This is a genomic window from Brevibacillus laterosporus (assembly GCA_007833815.1).
GTDB classification, from domain to species: domain Bacteria; phylum Bacillota; class Bacilli; order Brevibacillales; family Brevibacillaceae; genus Brevibacillus_B; species Brevibacillus_B laterosporus_D.
In genome coordinates, this window is the sequence record CP033464.1 from 220,369 (window position 1) to 236,983 (window position 16,615).

Consider the following 16,615-nt stretch of genomic DNA (forward strand, 5'->3'; position numbering starts at 1 on the left):
TGATACGAGAAGAAGCCCCGTTGCAGGGGCTTCTGTTTTACATTTCATTTATTTTTTCTTCGGTCCACGACCTATTCTAGTCAGACTTTGACCATTTTTGCCTCTAAAATCTGAATCTGTCTTGTCCTTTTGATTACTATTTTCTAGACGACGTTTTCTTTTCCACGAGCGTATCAGGAAAAAGAGAACGATAAGAACCGTAATGACAAATACGACAACTGCCATCATTGCCTGACCTTCGGCGGTATTCACATATTCATACCAGCCCTTTACCTTATTCACCAGTTTGGTTCTGACGGGAATCGGGGCTTCACTTGTGAGAGGTAGTAATATCACTTTACCATTCGAGGTTACAATCGCTGCCTCTTCTTTAGATTCCGCCGGGACTTTTGTTTGATCACTCATTGCAGTTGTTGCCGCTAGTAACATTTCGGGCGTGTTGGCACTTATGACTAAAGCTACCTGACCTTCTTTATGTGCAAAAATCTGCTGAATGCTTGCTCCATTAACTTGCGAAGACTCAAGCACAGGAACTACATCACTGGAAAGCCCATTTGGTGTAGTATGAATCTGTAAACCCTGATCCTGCTTCCACTGATTTAGTAGCTTATTTTGCTTATTTACATCCAAGATCCATACGTGTTCACTATTTGTTTCTAATGTCTCAGGACCTTGCTTAAGTGTTACTTGTAAGTCATGAACATTCTTCATAGCCCCTGCTGTCAGTTGAGCTAGTGCTGTTAATTCAACACTGTTTGGTTCTTTTGATAACAAGGCTGTTGCTTTCACCTGATTATCCTGATCAACAAATAAATTGGGGAAATGGGAGAGTGCCGCTGTTTTCATTTGCTCATGCTTACCTACAAACTGACTTTCTGGCAAAATGCTAACAAAATGCTCCAAACGATTCGTTACTTCGTCACATCCTGTGTCTCTGATATTTAAATTGGCCTGCACCACTACGTTAATTGGTTCTCCCGTACGCAAAGTTGACGGAAAGGGAATGAATGCCTCTTTTGGCTTACCCGTTGTTCCCTCTAAAGCGATCGTATTAACCGGCACCCCATTAATCCGTACAGTAATTGAGCTTGTTTTTTTATTTACCTGCTCAGAATGTTGGTAAACAAGACGAAATCCAGCACCTTTTACATACTGCCAGTCAGGTGGGGTTGCGAATTGATAGCTAGTGGATTCACTAAAGACATTGGACAACGTTACCTGATGATACCCCAGATCCCGTAAAGTAACAGAATCACTACTAGCTTTCTGCCATGGGGCAAGCTGGGTTTGTGCTAGGTTCTCTGCCTTTCTTACCATGTTATCTGATACAGTAGCTGTGTATCCATTTATTTGCTTGGTCAATAAAGGATATCGTAATGCTTTTGCAGCTACTTGCACCTGCTGTTCTTTTTCTCCTGATACAAACAAATAGGTACGTGTGCTACTTTGATCTCCATCATAGAGTGTCATTTGATGGAGCAGTCCTTCTTGCGTTTTGTTTTTTAACAAAGGTGTAAGTTTCTTTTGCCATTCAGTTGGAAAACTACTAGCCTGGCCCACTGCTATGACATTCCGCTTGGAGGGCGCCTTTTTCCAATCATTATACCTAAGTACGCGAGCAGCCTGGCTTTCCTGAGGCACATAACTAGCAAGCGTAGCTACCACCTGATAAGCCGCTTCTAATTCCGCATCCGTTGCCTTATTTGGGACAACTATCTCCGTATTCCATGACGGACTAGCGTCGTCTCCAATGAATGACTGCGGGAAGCTCTGAATGGTTGACTTTGGATATAAAGGTTCATAGGCTACATGAATGTAACTCTTTTTATCTAACACCAGCCAGTTAGCTGGGTTTAGTCGATCCGCACAAAAATAAGGGCTTGATTGCAAATACGTTCCCACCGAGAATTGATGGAATCCCGGCGTCAAATCCTTAGCAGGAATAACTACCTTTAGGCTTCCCTGACCATTCCTTCCTTTGATCAGACGAGTCGTCCCATACGGTTTTCCATCCATGAAAAGACTTACATTAGACTCTGATATTAATGTGGGAGAATAGCGGAAATACACCTGAAATTCTGCCTGTTTAATCTCCCATTGGTCCGAGATTTTCAGGTAGTAATCATACTGGCTGTGCGTGGGATTTAAGCTCTGATCTTCCTTGGTGATAAATGTATTGCTAACATTCGCCATTGCATCTGCTTGAGTTGGAATGAAGCTCAAAACACTCAAGCTAAACAGACAAGTAATCAGAAGACATGTGACCCAACCAGGGAAAGAGAATACCTGACTGCCCGTGACGACCTGTTTCTCTTCTTTCTTCATGCACGTCATCCCCTTTCCTTTTTAAAAGCGGTCGGTCTTGTACCAGACGACTTTTTCCTGTAACAGTACGCTTTTTAGCTGAATCAACATCCCGCGAATTACTAGGAAAATCCATAATTGTGAATACGTGAAGTACATCAGCATGACAATGAATAAATTCGACCAGGTTAATTGGGTTTTCTCAATCTCTAAGGTAACCATGATCTCAACAATAAACAATAAGTAGGCTAGTACCCAGATGATAAAATAAGGACCTTCCACCGTTAAATCCACCACACCAACTAGAGACAGTACAAAAATAACGTCAGAAATGAGTACACCACATAAAAAAACAAAGTACGTAAAGAAGAAATAAAAAATATCAAACATAATCCGTTTATTTTTTAAAGAGAAAATCATTCGAATAAACTTCATGACTACGTAGCTATTACCTCTAACCCAACGTGTTCGTTGTTTTAACCAAACATTCCAAGTCTCTGGTTCCTGCTCCCACGTAACCGCGACAGGCATGAAACAGATTTTCTTTCCAGCTTCATAAATACGGATGCTAAGTTCAGTATCCTCTGCTAGTGCCTTCTCATCCCAGCTTCCAGCTTCCTCTAACACATCCCGCCAAATTACAAAGTTGGTCCCTGGAATGCTGGCGATGCCAAACAGACTCCAGCGCCCTCCCTGTACCATCCACTGAAAGTTAATCGTTTCAATATTGATAAACCTTGTAAGTAAGGTGTTTTTTGCATTAATGACCCGAAACTTACCCACAACCACCCCATAATCAGGATTGCTAACCAAGGTAGCTACCAACCTTCGCAAAGCCGTTCGTTCCGGTGTATTATCTGCATCATAAACAGCCAAAACCTCGCCTCTAGCGTGTCGCAAGCCATTATTTAATGCAGCCGATTTCCCTGTCCCTCCTTCTGGCGGATGAATGTGCAATGGTCGTAGCATCGGATATTGTTTCGCCAGACGATCCAAAATGTCGCCTGTGCGATCCGTAGAGCAGTCATTTATAACGATAACTTCAAAAGAATCTTCCGGATAATCAAAAGAGCACAGCGCTTTTACCGTTCGCTCAATCACCATTTCTTCATTATGGGCAGGAACCAGAACGCTCACAAAAGGGGGCTGTTCAGGAAATCGCAGAGTTTTGCCGATCTCATATAGCTTTTTTTCATAACGATAACCTGACATCGCTAAGATAACGTGGTACAAAAGCATGACCCAAATCATTAGCAATGAAAAGATAAAAATATGATCAGTCATTACCCTGACCCTCCCACTTCCTTACTACTTTCTTCAAACATACGCTGTGCTCTCTTTTTGCGAAGGATACTCACCTCTAGAAGGAAATACAGTACAACGCTACTCACCACAATGACAAGACCCCAGGATATATAAAAGCTAGCCTTCTGTACCCTGGTTTGTTCATCGACCTTTATTTGTTGCTGAGGCTGTATCGGGGGCCCTCTCCTTCTGGTAAGAAATAGAACAGAACTCGCATGTTTTTCAATCTAAGAATCAAATCTTTTAATTCAGCATCAGGTAAGTTGCTTGGCACTGGTAAAATCATTTGGGTATGTCGCATGATCATGGATGTCTGAACTTGTTGCAAAGCGGATGATACATACTGTCCAGGGTCCATATTAGAAATTGGCACTTTGGAGTAAAAGGCCAGTTGATTTGGTTCTTGTTCCCATAGCGGTCTTGATAAGGCAACCTTAGGCCACTCTGCCCCCAAATCGGGTAAGCCGATCGCTTGTTGAAATAAAGGAGCTGCCTCCATCGCTTGGTTCATCGATACACCTTGTTCTGGTAATTCGACAGCAACAGGCGAGATTCCAAGCTCATATAAAATCTCTTTTTTGTTGAGCAAATCTGTTGGGCTATCTGGTTGTAGAGTAACCTTGTGTCCTTTTACAACAACCTGCCCTCCTAAATCTTGTTGGATCAGCAATAATGCTTTAGCCAAATCAGGATAATGGCGTAAATCAGTCTGATTCCCACGTTCGATCGGATCTAGCGAAATACTAAAGGGAATGCCCAAATCCTTTAGTAAACGTGCCTTAGTCAGTAGCTTGTTAGGATCAGATGTAAGAGTTATCCCGTCCAAATAAACATGAAGAGAGTGTCGGGTTACTACTTTTTGCTGATAAAAATCATACAATGAATCGAGAAAGGCATAGCTTAGCTCTCCTGTTCCAACAAATTGAGCACTATAATAGAAAGGTCTGCCCTCCACTCCCAGATGATCTGCAAGTAAATAAGGTGCTTTCTGTACGCCATTTTCTATAAATGCTGTGATTGCACTCTGTTTTTCATAAGGTACAGATAACATAGGAATATCCATTAACTGATCGAGTGGGTATCTATTTCCCTTTATCGTAAACAGATGCGCCTCATCAATCATACCTGTGATTTTATAGGGAGTATGTAATGCTAAACTGGCTGGATTTCCCCCAACTACATAAACAGGAACATGACTTTTTTTCATTACTTGTTGCCATTCTTTAGTGAGCGCACCGTTTGACTGAGCACCATTCCCTACATACACAAGGCAATCAAAGCTAGACTGTGGCGGTATCTGTTGGTCGATATTAATCGGCATTACCTTCTCTTGAAATAGGGAAAGCATTAGCAAAAGTTCATTTTTTGTCGTTGTATATTCATCTGACTGATGATACAACAACCAAGTAATCCCTGTTTGTTTGTTTCCTTGATTTTTCTGTGCATTAGCAAAATCAGCATGAGTAGATAAAGCTAACATCCCTATCAATAAGAAAAACATAGCCTTTTTTATATTCTCTTGCCCTTTACCCCAGATCATAAAGAAGCTCCCGTTTGGCCACGTCATATAGCTCTTGTGGACTCTCTCCCTGATGAGGAGTTGAAGCTAAACCAAACTTTAATGTAAATGTCACTTCTTTCATCTGGTTGGCATTCACTTGCATCTGAAACGTATCAATTGTCTCCCGCAAACGGTTTTGAACAACCATGGCATTGGACGGATGAGTCTCAGGCAAAATTAAAGCAAAGCGAGCATCACCAACTCTTGCCTTCTTATCGCTTAATCGTAATGAGCTATGTAAGCCTTCCGTGAAGGCAAGTAATAATCTCCTGCCCCATTCCTGACCATATAGAATTTGGAATTGATCGTAATGCACGATTTCAATTAACATGATTGTCACTTGCTCATCCTGTGGAGTTGTCTCTGGGTCTTGTTCCTTCCAAGTGCCCACAACCAAACCGGCTCGTTGTCGCCGAATAAAATGACGGTATTCTCGTTGAATCTCTTCCTCCAGATCAAAGAAAAAGCGTTTTTCCGTCGCTAATCCCGTAATGGGGTCTACCATCATCAGTTCATCAACAGATCGGTACATATGTCGATACTCCGCATACATGCTGCGAACCTTTTCTCCTAAAACGCCTCCCGTGTAAGCCGCTAATGGAAATAACACAAACCAAGATAATTCCAATAAAGTAAATCTAGCGTTCTCCATAAATACAAAAAAACGGACTAGATGGAGTGTTCCAAATGTAAAAATCACACCTAGACTAAGCAATAGACCCAGCACTCGATTTTTCGTATAGCTAATCACCAGCAAGAGGACCGTGCATCCGAACCAGACATAAGTGTATGAATCATCGTCTTGCATGGTGACAAATTGAGCAACAAATAGCACGAGCAAAGCTAGTATCAAATAAGGCTCCAGCATGAAAAAACTCATGTATTTTTGACTTCTTTTCATTCGCTCTTCCCTCCTCCTATCCTCATAGCTAGTAAACTTTCTAGTTGATCAAAGGAAAAGGCCTGCAGCCTGTACACATCCAGATATCCTCCCTCAAATTGCACCGCTTTTTGTCTGATATCGGCTGGAGCATCTTGATAGGATTGGCTGGATACTTGTAGTTCCTCTAACCGAGTAAGACACTGCCTAGCTAAGCTAATTTGATCACTTTCTATGAACAACATGGCAGCTAAAGCATAAACAGCAGGCGATTCCATATCGGTCTTCATTTTTCCACTCTGTTTATCAGCCGTAGCAAATAACTTCCCTGTTTTCTGTAGGCTATCTGCTAAACGCTTGCGCATTGAGTCAGTTGGAATACCTGCCTGTTCAGCATACAGAGCTGTAATAATCTGTTCACTCATATTGGTTGAGACAGCAGTTGTCAGTAATGCCGGATCTTGAACATACCTACTCTCTTTAGGCAGGTACGCAAGTGCATACAGTCCATTCGGTTGTTCAGCTTGCTCTAAAATTCTTTTCATCTGTTCGTATATGGGTAAATATTCTGGAATTTTTTCTGCTAGCTTTTGTAGGGCAGATAAATTGGCATACCGAACTTGTACAGTTGGAGCCACTTGCCGTTTTTTCTCATCAGCATAATCAAACAGCCATTTTCCATCGGTATTAGTAGCAAGAAGTCCTTTTGCGAGGCGTAATCCTAAGTTAAAGGCTTGCTCATTGTTAAATATCCGCGCTCCATCCCATAAAGCTTCAATGATTCGTAAATCATCCACGCTACTATTCACCGTATGATGACTTGTACTTGGGTAAATCCATGCGATGAAATCTCCTTCCACGAATCGATGTTGCAATAAGTTCAACTGCTGTATAAATAATTCTTCATTGTGGGAACTAACAGCATATTTTAGCAATAACCCCACTGATTCCGAGAGAACAGCATGACCCTTCGTTTTATCTGAGTTATCTAGATAATTGGTATAAATGCCACCTTCTGGATTAACCATATGCGTCCTGATGAAATGAAATAATTTCTGTTCTGCTTCGCTACCGTAAGTTGGGGGCTCAGCAAGTGTGATCGGTGTAATACTCTCATCCTTTTGATTGATTCGTCCTACACAAAAGGCAACGATAAGAACCAAAACCACTAAAGTAATTACCACAATTGCCCTTTTGCTTAACACCTTTATTCCCATGGTTTTATCTCGACCACTTTCCGTTTTGACCTACCTTTTTACGTTTACATATTTGAATAAAATCTCGGAAGCCGGCTATAAGTGAAAAAAATAACATTTATATTCATTAGTATAAATGTTACAAAGTATATTAATCTTACTGTTTGAATATAGCCTCTGCAACTGATTCAGCTGATTTGGGTAAGAGTAAATGTTGGTAATAATCTGATCAGATCAAGGTTGTATGAAATACGGGATATACTAGAGGTATCTGCGAGAATGGAACAAAGGAGGGTATCACGTTGAAAATCTATTTAATCGAAAATGGAACCATGACATCTACCGAAGACATAGAACAGACAATACATCCACCTGCTAATGGATTCTATTGGATACAAGCTCGTTTATTTGATCTGGATATCTTGCAATCCTTGTTTCATTTACATCCATTAGCTATTGAGGATTGCATTGATGAAGAGGAACAACGTCCCAAACTCGAAGTTTATCAGGACCATTACTTTATGGTTAGCAATAGCATTCAGTTTCATAATGAGGATATTTTTCTGCGGGAAGTGAATATCTTTCTTGGAAAGCATTATATCATTACGGTCAGTAAATTTGAAATAGATGAGATACGCATTTTTCCCTCCATTATTCGTGAGGAAGAAATTCATTCACCCGATTCCTTCTTGTATTATTTCATGGATCAGCTCATAGAAAGCTACTTTGATGTGATGGAAGAAATTCAAGATCTTATTGAAAATTTGGAGGAACAAGTTTTACTCAAGGCGAAAAACTCTCATCTTTCCCAAATTGTTGGTTTACGCCGAGAAATTCTCTATGCAAAAAAGATAATGGCACCACAACGCGATCTAATTTATGCCCTTCAAACAATGGATTTAGCACTTATCTCTCCAAACTTACGCAAATATTTCATTGATATTCATGAGAATGCCGTGAAGATTGTGGAGAATTTTGAAACATTTCGAGAGTTAATTGGTAACGTTCGTGAAGCCTATCAATCATCTGTTTCTAATCGAACCAATGAGATCATGCGCATTTTTACAGCGTTGACCACTATTTTCATGCCCTTAACAGTTGTGACAGGTATTTATGGAATGAACTTCGATTTAATGCCAGAACTACATACCCGCTATGGTTATTTTCTCGTCTTGTTTATCATGGTCACACTAGCTACTACAATGTATGCTATTTTTAAAAGAAATGATTGGTTATGAATGGAAAAAAGCCTATAATATAGGAGTGAAGGCTTCTAGAGAGAATGAAGCTTGACTTGTATTTTTCAGTAAATGAAAGGGTTCTCTTAATCTTTTTTGACATTTTTTCTTTCCTCACATTACTTTACTATTGAGTCAATTTATAGTTGAAAGGAGAATAGGGATGTCAGATCTACGTACTTTTCGCGTTGTCATTGTAGGCGGGGGAAGCGCAGGAATTATGGTTGCTGCCAGATTATTGCGAGCACGCCCCTCCCTACATGGAAACATCGCGATCTTTGATCCTTCCGAGAAGCACTACTACCAGCCCTTGTGGACTCTGGTAGGGGCTGGTGTTGTATCAAAGGAATCGTCGGAAAAAGAGGAAGCCTCGCAGATTCCTAAGGGTGCGCTATGGATCAAAGAAGCTATAGAATCGTTTCTGCCTGAAATGCATCAGGTGCGTACATCTCGTGGAGAAATGATCCAGTATGAGTATTTGGTCGTGGCCGCAGGAATTGAAATTGGATGGGATAAAATTAAAGGACTACCTGAGACAATTGGAAACGGCGGCGTTTGCAGTAACTATTCTTATGAATATGTTTCCTACACATGGGAATGTCTCCGTACTTTTTCAGGAGGTAATGCGATTTTCACTCAACCAAATACACCGATTAAGTGCGGGGGTGCTCCTCAGAAAATCATGTATTTAGCTGACGATCATATGCGAAAGACAAAAGTTCGCTCTCATTCTCAAATCATCTACGCTTCGGCTAATGCCGGAATTTTTGCAGTCAAAAAATATGCAGATGCCTTACAATACGTTATTAATAGAAAGAATATTCATACCAACTTTAGATGGAATTTGATAGAGATTCTACCAGAAAAGAAAGAAGCTATATTTGTTCATCTTGATACAAATCAGACACATACCCTTTCTTATGACATGTTGCACGTGGTACCACCTATGTTTGCTCCCCGTTGTATTCGAGATAGTCCCTTAGCTGATGTAGCTGGTTGGGTAGAGATTGATGCGACCACTCTTCAACATACACGCTACCCTCGCATTTTTTCTCTAGGAGATTGTAGTAACCTCCCTACTTCTAAGACCGGAGCAGCCATTCGAAAACAAGCACCTGTACTCGTTAGCAATCTATTGGCTTTCATGGACCAGCAATCCTTATCCGCTCGATACGATGGATATACGTCTTGCCCCATAGTAACAGGCTACAATCGTTTAATCTTGGCGGAATTCGATTACAAGTTAGAACCGCGCGAAACGTTTCCCTTTGACCAATCAAAAGAGCGGTATAGCATGTATCGAGTAAAAAAAGATTTACTTCCTTTCCTCTACTGGCAAGGAATGATGAAGGGGCGCATATAACCTTTGTTCTATCCATTTTATGAAAAATTAAAGGAGGAACGATTACCATGTTATTACGTTACTTTTATAATGAACAGTTAGCTCAAGCTTCCTATCTCGTCGGCTGTCAACGAACTGGTGAAGCCGTTGTCATTGATCCCCAAAGAGACATTACAGCTTATCTGCGTATTGCACAACAAGAAGGGTTACGCATAGTGGGAGCTTTGGAGACTCATATTCATGCTGACTTTGTATCAGGAGCAAGAGAGCTCGCCCATCAAGCACAAGCTACCCTCTATCTATCAGGAGAAGGTGGCCCTGATTGGCAATATGAGTCACCTGATAGTGTTACGCATCAGATTATCTATAACGGCGATACTTTATCTGTGGGTAACCTTCGTCTAGAAGTCATGCATACCCCCGGGCACACACCGGAAAGTCTGTCTTTTTTGTTGCAGGACTATGGCATAGCAGGACCTCAACCGATAGGAATTTTTACAGGGGATTTTGTGTTTGTTGGTGACGTAGGACGTCCTGACCTGCTAGAAAAAGCGGCTGGTCAAATGGGAACTGCTGAGGTAGGGGCACGTCAAATGTACCAATCTCTTCAACGTTTTAAAGAATGGGAGGATTATCTACAAATCTGGCCAGGACATGGAGCGGGAAGTGCATGTGGAAAAGCGCTAGGAGCGATTCCTTCTTCTACGGTGGGTTATGAAAAGCGCTATAACCCTGCTCTATCTTTCACAGATGAGGGTAGGTTCGTCACTTGGTTACTAGACGGTCAGCCAGAGCCTCCTCGCTATTTTGCTCGCATGAAAAAAGTAAATAAAAAAGGGGCGCCATTGATAGCTGATATAGCTCAACCTAAAGAGTTACAGATGAATCCAGATGTACTACAAGACCTACTAGCTAGCGAAGCAATCCTGCTTGATACTCGTCCAGCCCAAGCGTTTGCCCAAAAACATTTGAGAGGCTCTCTATCTATTCCACATCAGCGTAGCTTCTGCACATGGGCAGGATGGTTGATTGACGAAAAAGCTCCCTTATTTGTCCTCGGCAAAAAAGAGGATCACCAACAAATTTTACATGACCTCCAGGCAGTTGGAATTGATCATGTCTTAGCAATAGGAGATAGTGAACCAATTCAAAAAAACAACGATCTGTCTTCCCTGTTGAAAGACATGCAGGAGATGGATGTTGTTACGGCCACTCCCCTTGTCTATCAGCAAGACGTCACCTTGCTCGATGTACGCAATCCTTCAGAATGGCTTGAGGGCCATCTCCCACATGCTGTTCATGTCCCGCTCGGCTCCCTACAGGAACGACTAGGTGTCATTTCCAAAGGTAAACCTATACTTGTCCAATGCCGTTCTGGTGCTCGATCTGCAATCGCCGTCAGCCTTTTAGAATCTAAAGGCTTTGAAAACCTAATTAATTTAAAAGGTGGCATCCTCGCATGGGAACAAGCTGGACTTGAGACGAGAATAAGCGAAAATAATCTATTTATCCAAGAGGTTCACAATCTGAAATGACTAAACTTAGTTCCGTAGTGAGATCCACCTCAAATGGATTTACTTTTTCGTGAGCCTCGTTTGCTAGTATCCGTACAATCGGTCTAGAGGGAAGTCCTGGATTATTTTTAATGATTACACCAGAAACACCTGAGCTTAACGTTACACCCAACCCAACTGGATAAACGGAGATTGAATTGCGGAATTCTTCTAACACATTTTTACAAAATTGTGTTCCTGATCCTGCAAATAACAGCTCCGTAGCATCATGTGGCAACATAGGACTACGATAAACACGATGACTGGTTAAAGCGTCAAACACATCGCATACAGCTAGAATTTTTGCATAAGGATGAATCTCCATATCTTTTAGTTGACGGGGGTAGCCGCTCCCGTCTATTCTTTCATGATGCTGGTATGCACAGTGAGCAGTCAGCAACGGAATTCCTATTTGCTTCCTCAACAATTCAAATCCGATTTCCGTATGCTGCTTAACAATTTCATACTCCTCATCTGTCAAGCGTCCGGGCTTATTCAATATTTCAGGCGGTATCAACATTTTACCTACATCATGTAACATAGCACCCAAAGCTAAATCCCCGATCTCCTTATCGTTTAAACCCATTTTTAATCCGACCAATACGGTATAAATTGTCACGTTAAAGGAATGGACAAACACATAAGAATCAACACCACACACCGTTCCCAGCAAATTCATTGCAGAATGATTGTTTTTTAATTCATGGATAAGATTAGTTAGTACACTTTTAACACGCAATCCCATTTTTTCTGCCGCAAATACTTGTCTGAATCTTTTGGGATCATCTCGGAAGGTTTCAAACGATGTATGAATAAAACCCATCGCTTCCTGTCGTGTTTGCTCGGAGATAATATCGTCGATGAAAATATCAGCCGTTTCTTCATCCTCAATATAAATTGAATGTATATTCATTTCAGCTAGTCGTTCAATCATTCTCTTGGTTAAAGTTACGCCGTTTCCCACCAGGATTGTGCCATTACTGTTGTAAATGCTTCGTGCAAGCTTCATACCAGTTTCACAGCGGGTGATGGACAATAATCGCATTAGTTTTTCCAGGCCTTTCCTATTTCTACATCCATTATACCTATTAGTAATTTCGTCAAAAAGGGGGTTTTGTTTAAGTATACGAATAAAAAACTTTGTTTATCTAAAAAAGAGAAGTCTTGCTAAGACCTACTAGTTGTCCACCATTGGAAACCCCCTAGCTCCACAGGCACTTAGGAGGTCCTTTACGTTTACATTCGTCTTTGTTGAGATAGCATGAGTTCAATTGCATCGCTACCTTTTGTACCTACCTCTATTCCCAAAGGCAATGAGCCATATGTCACCGATTCCAAAGGGGCGTCCAACAATTCTTGTATCGTTTTCACACCCGTTGCACGTCCTGCAATAATTTCGCGATGAGCCAGCTTCTCATTTAATAAACCAACATCAAGCGCGCCACACATGATATATCCAATGTCAGTCGTTACAACGAGCAACGTCGTTTTTGGCAAATGAACTGTAATTGCCTGAGCTACACCTGCTTTAAAGTAGATGGGTTTCATTTCAATCATCATACCCCTCCTTTCTTTTTACGATATGAGAAAAAGGGAGAAGGGGTGTGTTTTTTTATCAAAACGTAATCCTACTTGCTAAGAGACAAATGCCTTATAAATCATTTGAACAGCAATCGCCAAAATCATAATTCTTAAAAGAAGTATAAGGGTCTTTCCTTTCAATTTATTAGCAACGATAGCACCTAGCGTTCCCCCAATCCATGCTCCTGGAGCCAGACCAAACACATACAACCACTGGATATGATCGTTAATAATATTGGTCGTTGAACCAACAACAGAGGATAAAAAGATAATACACATAGAGGTTGCGGTAGCCATATGCGCAGGGAAACGATACAGGACTATGAGTGCTGGCACCATCAGAATCCCTCCACCTACACCAAATAATGAGGAAATGATACCGACGAAAAAGGCAATAATGATAGCAGATGTACGGTTATACCCATACGTTTGTTGCTCACCATGATCATCTATATAGGTCTTGACGATCTTCCACTGATTGGCTCTTGGCTTGAATTTATCTTTGACCATTAACAAAATAAACATAGATATCTGAAACAAACCAAACAATAGATAAAAAGAATCACTATTTAGCCACTTGTTGACGTAAACTCCAGCAATAGCACCCGGTGCACTACCGATAAAAAATAGTACTGCCGCTTGCACGTCCACTTTTTTTTGCTTCATAAAGCTAATGCTTGAGGACAGAGCTGTTACCGCAATAACTAACAATGAGGTACCGCTCGCAATCTGTGGGGTAATGCTGCCTGGTTCATACACGTTACCAAAATAAAGTAAGGCAGGAACGAAAAACATCCCTCCACCAATACCAACCATACTACCCATCACACCTGCAAACAGACCGATAAACACAAATAAAATAATAATGAATGCAATTGACATGATCTAGGCCTCTTTCTGGGCGTGAAAACGCCATAAAGTTATTAAAAAAGTTCTAGTTGTCGAGGATTCAAGCCATCTGGATCAATATCCAATAGTTGCATCATCCGTTTGGCGTTCGCTACAGCATCGCCACCCGAATTATTGTTAAATAGAACTATGACACGTTCCGTTTGCTGACTTAACTCCAGTAATCTAGGTTTCCATTCTTGTAATTCTTCCTCACTATATCGGTACAAATACCTAACATCTCGCCAATTCGGCGCACCTGTATCACGCCAACCTGCTTTATTTCTGCCATGAAAACGAACTAAGGCCTGTTTAGGCGAGCTAACCGCTGTAACAATAGGCACCGATCCCGAACCTGCTTGCGGCTCATCACAGACAACATGCACAGCACCCACATTTTGCAGAAAGGTTAATGTCTTTTCTCTCCACGTAGATTCAAACCAGCTTTGATGACGAAATTCGACAGAAACAGAGTAACGCGAAAAATATTGCACACAATACTGAACGTATTGCACATGCTCACGTTTACAGTCAAACCAAGGTGGGAATTGAAACAGTAAGGTTTCCAATTTCCCTGCTTCTACAAGTGGCTGAATGCTATTTTCAAAACTCTTATATAATTCTAGCTTTTCCTCACGCTCGATGTGACGCTGATGACCGGTTAACCCCTGATGCGGCTTTACAATAAAGCGAAACGCATCAGGGGTTTCCTTTGCCCACGTCACATAATTCTTTTGTGGTAGAATAGCGTAAAATGAGCTATCCAGCTCTACAATGGGAAAATGGCTGGCGTAAACAGACAACTTATCTTTGGCTTTAACGCCTTGTGTGTATAAATCATCATGATCTCCCCAGCCGCATACGCCAATTTGAATGTTTTGGTTTTTGCTCAAGAGAAAACCTTCTTTCACTTTTATCTCAAAGGAGAAATAATAGATATGAACCAGACCCTATTTGGCTCCCCTTTTGCTCATGTTGACCAACCAATTATCATTTCAAAGACACTTGTGTCCCAGTTAATTGTAGTAGCACAAAAGCAGCTACCATACGAGTTCACGGCATTACTAGGCGGTCATAAAAACATCATTACTTCATTTTACCCAGCTACTTCGGAAGTTGCTTCAACAGATACCTTTTTGTTAAGTCCTTCTACCTTTTTTCAAGTCATGAATCAGATAAAAGAACAACAAGAAAGCTGGCTTGGTGTTTTACATACACACCCGCTCTCCCCAGCTGTCCCTTCCTCCCTAGATATACATGGATGGCATTATCCTGACCTTTGCTACTGGATTTTATCATTTGCTTCAAAGAAGCCTGATCTAGCTTTATATCAAATCAGACAGGGGCATGCACAAAAGCACTCGTACCAAATAAGCTAAACAACCTCTGACACTGTCCATCTTCTCATTGATCTTTTGACTCGAAAAACTTTTCGCTTTTTTCCTCGGTTATTCTGACCATCAGAAAATTCGCTCCATAATAGTTTACTCCTTTTTTCGACAATCCTCAAATCCTAGGCGATACATAACCAAGCCTGGAGATGAGCAAAATATCAATAGATTTTTGGAAATGGCTCCATTAAGTAAATACTCTAACAATTGACGTTTGACTATTTGTCTGATAAAATTTCATCGTTTGCCCAATTGAAACAAAACTTAGCAGAGACATAAGGGAGGATTTTTCATCATGAAGAAGCTTTATACGATCCTCGGTGCCAGTCTTTTGACTTTCTCACTCGCTTTAAGCGGCTGTGGAACAAAAGCTCCTGAATCCGGGAACGCATCTGGAGAAGCAAAAAAACATTTGAAAATAGGAATGGTTACTGCAACAGGTACCGTTAACGATAATTCCTTTAACCAGATGACATGGGAAAGCTTACAAAAGTTTGGAATAGACACTGGTGCAGAGGTTCAATACCTGCAATCTGCAAGTGACAGTGACATCATCCCGAACTTGAATCAATTTATTAAAGATAAATGGGACTTAACTTTTGGTGTCGGCTTCTTAATGTCTGAACAAGTTCAAAAAGTAGCAAAAGATAACCCTGAGGCAAAAATTGCAATCATTGACTCTGTTGTTGACGCACCAAATGTAACATCTATCGTGTTCAAGGAGCATGAAGGGTCTTACCTTGCTGGTGTAGCAGCTGCACTAAGTAGTAAAACGGGCAAAATTGGTTTCCTTGGCGGTATTGAAATGCCTGTAATCAAGCGCTTTGAAGCAGGATTCACTGCAGGAGCAAAGGCAGCTAAACCAGATATTAAAATTGTTCCTATTTACACAGGTGCATTTGATAAACCTGACCTTGGTAAATCTACTGCTTCTACTATGTTTAACCAAGGTGTGGACATTGTGTTCCATGCAGCAAGCTCCACTGGGGATGGTCTGTTTAACGAAGCAAAAGACCGTCATGCCAAAGGCGAAAACGTATGGGTTATCGGTGTAGATATGGATCAAGCAAAAGTATTCGGTGAAGATATCACAATGACATCTATGGTAAAACGTGTTGATGAAGCTACTTACCGTGTATCCACTGATTTGTTAAATGGTAAATTTGATGGTGGAAAAGCTGTATCTCTTGGTTTAAAAGAGAACGGTGTAGGACTAGCTGAATCCACAAAGAAAAACATCTCTGATGATGTTTGGAAAAAAATTGAAGAATTTAAACAAAAAATCATTAATGGTGAAATTACAGTACCAGACAAAATGTAAAACCTTTGAATAAAAACGGCATTTCTGTCAGCTTTCTGCTGCGGCAATGCCGTTC

The 16,615-nt window shown here is 41.0% G+C and carries 14 protein-coding genes; 5 read left to right on the forward strand and 9 right to left on the reverse strand.

From position 1 onward, the window contains the following. Positions 1-48 precede the first annotated feature (48 nt). The 5 genes from EEL30_02235 to EEL30_02255 all read right to left on the reverse strand — a co-directional run bounded on the left by EEL30_02235 (position 49) and on the right by EEL30_02255 (position 7,267). On the reverse strand, positions 49-2,334 hold the full coding sequence (locus EEL30_02235) for a hypothetical protein (protein ID QDX91300.1): 2,286 nt from the start codon (positions 2,332-2,334) through the stop codon (positions 49-51). Positions 2,335-2,346: 12 nt separating this feature from the next. After that, positions 2,347-3,588, reverse strand: coding sequence for a glycosyltransferase family 2 protein (locus EEL30_02240; GenBank protein ID QDX91301.1), 1,242 nt, complete (start codon positions 3,586-3,588; stop codon positions 2,347-2,349). Positions 3,589-3,760: 172 nt separating this feature from the next. After that, a complete protein-coding gene (locus EEL30_02245) occupies positions 3,761-5,149 on the reverse strand; it encodes a hypothetical protein (GenBank protein ID QDX91302.1) in 1,389 nt (462 codons plus the stop codon). Then, a complete protein-coding gene (locus EEL30_02250) occupies positions 5,136-6,071 on the reverse strand; it encodes a diguanylate cyclase (protein ID QDX91303.1) in 936 nt (311 codons plus the stop codon). Before EEL30_02250 ends, EEL30_02245 begins: the two co-directional genes overlap by 14 nt. Next, positions 6,068-7,267, reverse strand: coding sequence for a hypothetical protein (locus tag EEL30_02255; protein ID QDX91304.1), 1,200 nt, complete (start codon positions 7,265-7,267; stop codon positions 6,068-6,070). The genes EEL30_02250 and EEL30_02255 overlap by 4 nt, the downstream gene beginning before the upstream one ends. Before the next feature lie 281 nt (positions 7,268-7,548). On the opposite strand from EEL30_02255, the gene corA reads away from it, so the two are divergent. The 3 genes from corA to EEL30_02270 all read left to right on the forward strand — a co-directional run bounded on the left by corA (position 7,549) and on the right by EEL30_02270 (position 11,361). Continuing rightward, entirely contained in the window at positions 7,549-8,484 is a 936-nt protein-coding gene (corA, locus tag EEL30_02260; protein QDX91305.1) for a magnesium and cobalt transport protein CorA, read from the forward strand. Positions 8,485-8,647: 163 nt separating this feature from the next. Next, positions 8,648-9,847 (forward strand): NAD(P)/FAD-dependent oxidoreductase, encoded by a 1,200-nt coding sequence (locus EEL30_02265; protein QDX91306.1) that lies wholly within the window; start codon positions 8,648-8,650, stop codon positions 9,845-9,847. 47 nt (positions 9,848-9,894) lie between these two features. After that, positions 9,895-11,361 carry an MBL fold metallo-hydrolase gene (locus EEL30_02270; protein QDX91307.1) on the forward strand — a complete coding sequence of 489 codons (1,467 nt, stop codon included), beginning with the start codon at positions 9,895-9,897 and terminating at the stop codon, positions 11,359-11,361. On the opposite strand, the gene EEL30_02275 is transcribed toward EEL30_02270, so the two are convergent. The 4 genes from EEL30_02275 to EEL30_02290 all read right to left on the reverse strand — a co-directional run bounded on the left by EEL30_02275 (position 11,333) and on the right by EEL30_02290 (position 14,741). Continuing rightward, positions 11,333-12,388: an HD-GYP domain-containing protein gene (locus EEL30_02275; GenBank protein QDX95646.1), complete on the reverse strand. Its 1,056-nt coding sequence runs from the start codon at positions 12,386-12,388 to the stop codon at positions 11,333-11,335. The two genes, EEL30_02270 and EEL30_02275, sit on opposite strands and share 29 nt — an antisense overlap. A 227-nt stretch (positions 12,389-12,615) precedes the next feature. Next, positions 12,616-12,936 (reverse strand): DUF1805 domain-containing protein, encoded by a 321-nt coding sequence (locus EEL30_02280; protein QDX91308.1) that lies wholly within the window; start codon positions 12,934-12,936, stop codon positions 12,616-12,618. 78 nt (positions 12,937-13,014) lie between these two features. Further along, on the reverse strand, positions 13,015-13,842 hold the full coding sequence (locus EEL30_02285; GenBank protein QDX91309.1) for a sulfite exporter TauE/SafE family protein: 828 nt from the start codon (positions 13,840-13,842) through the stop codon (positions 13,015-13,017). A 41-nt stretch (positions 13,843-13,883) separates the two neighbouring features. Further along, complete coding sequence (locus EEL30_02290; protein QDX91310.1) at positions 13,884-14,741, reverse strand: DUF72 domain-containing protein; 858 nt, start codon at positions 14,739-14,741, stop codon at positions 13,884-13,886. A 45-nt stretch (positions 14,742-14,786) separates the two neighbouring features. Between EEL30_02290 and EEL30_02295 the strand changes: the two genes are divergently transcribed. Continuing rightward, positions 14,787-15,227, forward strand: a complete 441-nt coding sequence (locus tag EEL30_02295; GenBank protein QDX91311.1) for a M67 family peptidase — start codon at positions 14,787-14,789, stop codon at positions 15,225-15,227. A gap of 307 nt (positions 15,228-15,534) precedes the next feature. Then, complete coding sequence (locus EEL30_02300) at positions 15,535-16,560, forward strand: BMP family ABC transporter substrate-binding protein (GenBank protein QDX91312.1); 1,026 nt, start codon at positions 15,535-15,537, stop codon at positions 16,558-16,560. Positions 16,561-16,615 lie beyond the last annotated feature (55 nt).